Consider the following 3,554-nt stretch of genomic DNA (forward strand, 5'->3'; position numbering starts at 1 on the left):
TTAAGTCTTAAAAACAACGAAATAAGTGGTGGTAACCCTGCATACGCAGTAAGTTATTATTTAACACAAGCGGAAGCAGATTCAGGGACTAATGCATTGGCAATACCTTACGATAATATTAGTAACCCACAAATTGTATTTGTAAGAGTTATGGATGTTAATACAACATGTTTTACAACAACAACATTACAGTTAGAAGTAGAGCAAGCGCCAGTAACATTTGACCCTACAGATTTAACATTCTGTGATCCAGATAGTGATGGTTATGGTGTTTTTATGTTAACAGATGCTGAAGCAGAAATTACAGCAGGCGCACCAGGATTAACAGTAACATATCATGAAACATCTAGTGATGCATTACTTAATGTTAACCCGGTAACAAGTCCATATAATAATATTTCAGAGAACACTCAGACCATTTATGTTCGTGTGGAAAGTGCAACTATTGCCACGTCTTGTGCTAGTTTTGAAGAGTTGGTATTAATTGTTAATCCTACACCACAAATTACGGACCCAAGTCCATTAGAAGTTTGTGATACGGATGCAGATGGTTTAGCGCAATTTGATTTAGAATTAAATAATCCTGAAATACTTAATCAATTAGATACCGATGCCACTAACGATTTAGCAGCAACAGATTATAGTATTACCTATTATGCGACTGCAGCAGACGCAGCAGTACCTCAAAATGCCATAGCAACACCAAACGCTTATACTAATACTACACCCAATATGGATACTGTTTGGGTCGTAATAGCGGACAATGCCAACGGATGTTCTACAATAACAACAATGGCCTTAATAGTAAATCCATTACCAGTATTATTGCAAGCATCACCATTAGTTTTATGTAATGATAACGATTTACCAGGTGAAGTACCAGCGTTAGCGCAGGAAGAGTTTACCTTAGAAGATGCTAATGCAGAAATCTTAAATGGTCAAACAGGAATTACATTAACGTATTACTTCACACAAGCAGGTGCCGACAATGCAACCGCTTCAGATCAAATCTTTAGTCCTTATACTAATGTCGCTAATGCACAATCTGTATTTGTAAGAGCAGAAAATGATATTACCGGTTGTGTTAGTACAATAACCTTTAGATTAGACGTTAACCCAACACCATCACCAGAAGCTAATCCAACAGCTTTATTAGAATGTGATATTGATAACGATGGTTTTGCAAGTTTTGATTTGGATAGCCAAACGTCAAGTATATTAAATGGAGAACCAGACGTAAGTATTAGCTACCACGAAACAGAAGCAGATGCTATTAGTGCTATCAACCCATTAATTAGTCCATATACAAATATTGTAGCGACAAACCAAATGGTATATGTACGTGCAGAAAATGATATTACAGGCTGTTTTACAATAGTTGTTTTACCATTAGAAGTACAATTATCTCCTGTAGTACCAGTAACACTAGACGATTATGTTGTGTGTGATGATAATAATGATGGTTTTAATCAATTTGATTTTGATACGGTAATGACACCACAAATCTTAGGCACACAAAACCCAGCAGATTTTACATTAACCTATCATACTACAGCATTAAACGCAGCAAGTGGAAATAGTCCAATAGTAAACACGGGTAACTATACCAATACAACTAGTGGGCAACAAACCATCTATATCAGATTAGTAAGTAATGCTAATGGTTGTGTCACAACAGGGCAATTCGAAATAATAGTGGATTTCCCACCGGTATTAGTACAACCAACACCACTAGCTATTTGTGACGAATTAGATGCTAATTATTATGAAAATAATGATGACATGGCCACATTTGATTTAACACTTAAAGATGATGAAATCACAGCAGGAAACGTAAGTTGGACAGTTGCTTATTACGAAACACAAGCAGATGCACAAGCAGATGTAAACGTAATTGCAGACCCAACATTATATACCAACATGATGGTGGGAACTAATCCTGCAAACCCTCAAACGGTTTATGTTAGAGTTACCGATTCTAATACAGGATGTTTCTCATTTACAACATTAACCATCCGTGTGTTACCAAATCCAACACCATTGGAAAATCCAAATGATATTATATTATGTGATGATGTAGATGTGGTAGGACCAAATGATTTAATAGAGCTTTTTGACTTAACGCAAGACGCAGCTGTAATTTTAAACGGAGAAGGAAGCAATCCAAGTGATCCAAGACATTTAAGTTACTACACAGATTTAGATGAGGCATTAATGGGAACAACACCAATAGTTGATCCAACAATGCATAGCAATGAAGATCCTACAAATCCAGGAACCGCTATAACACCACAAACTATTTATGTGCGTGTGACTAACGGAACCGATGAAACAGGAACAGGTGGAACAGGATGTTATACAATTGTTAGTTTTGATATCATAGTTAATCCATTACCAGAGGTTAGCCCAATTGAAGATTATATTTATTGCGAGTTATTTAATGATGGGGCTTATGCTTTTGATTTAGAAACTAAAATAGACGAAATCTTAGGGACGCAAAGTGCTACAGATTTTACAGTAACATTTTTCGCAGCCGATGGGACTAGCATTGCAACACCATCAAACTACACCAATGCCACTAACCCAGAGGTAATCTCGGTAGATATTACCAATAACCTAACGGGTTGTGATGTACGAACAAGTTTTACAATCGAAGTACAGGAAGCAGCACAAGCCAATCCTGATATGACTCCAATTTTATATGAGTTGTGTGATGATACTATGGAAACAGATGGCGATACTACAAACGACAGTATGCCATTTGATTTAACAACATTAAATCCTGATGTATTAGATGGTCAAGATCCAGCAAACTATATTGTAAGCTACTATGCTAGTCAAGCAGATGCAGATGCAGGTGTATCACCATTACCAATGTTATATGAAAACACGATTAACCCACAAGTGGTTTATGTGCGTGTAGATAACGATACTATGGCAGATGATGGTTCAGGAACAGGTGCTATGGTAGATACTTCAGTGTGTTACGAAACAGCAGAAGTAACATTACAAGTAAACCCATTACCAGAAGTTGAGTTAGAGGCTAGTTACATATTATGTATTAACACTAACGGAACAGAAGTAGTAAGTGCACCAATAATAGACACAGGATTAAACACAACCGATTATAGCTTTGAGTGGTTATTAGAAACTACTACAATCCCAGGAGAAACAGGAAGTAGTTTAGAGCCAACACAAGGCGGTAACTATACTGTAATTGTTACGGACATAAGCTCAAGTAGTACAACCATGTGCGAAACAATAGCAACAACTATAGTTGAAGAAAGCGAACCACCAACACTAGAGGCCGAAGTCTTAACAGAAGCCTTTGCTGAAGTACACAATATTTTAGTGACAGCAACAGGAAGTGGTGTTTCAGCATTCGAATTTAGTATTGACGATGGTCCATGGGAAGTTAACGTGCCAAACGATGGTACATACACCTTTACAGATGTAAGCGCAGGAGATCACGTGGTAACCGTAAGAGATATTAATGGATGTGGAGAAACAAGTTTACCGGTATCAATAATGGATTACCCACATTTCTTCACACC

General features: G+C 37.1%; 1 pseudogene. It reads left to right on the forward strand.

Annotation, left to right across the window (positions count from 1 at the left end):
* Nucleotides 1-3,554 (forward strand): annotated as a pseudogene (locus BMZ09_RS16245) (hypothetical protein); the annotation flags it as partial.

Origin of the sequence: Olleya namhaensis (genome assembly GCF_900114005.1) — a bacterium.
Taxonomy (GTDB): Bacteria; Bacteroidota; Bacteroidia; order Flavobacteriales; family Flavobacteriaceae; genus Olleya; species Olleya namhaensis.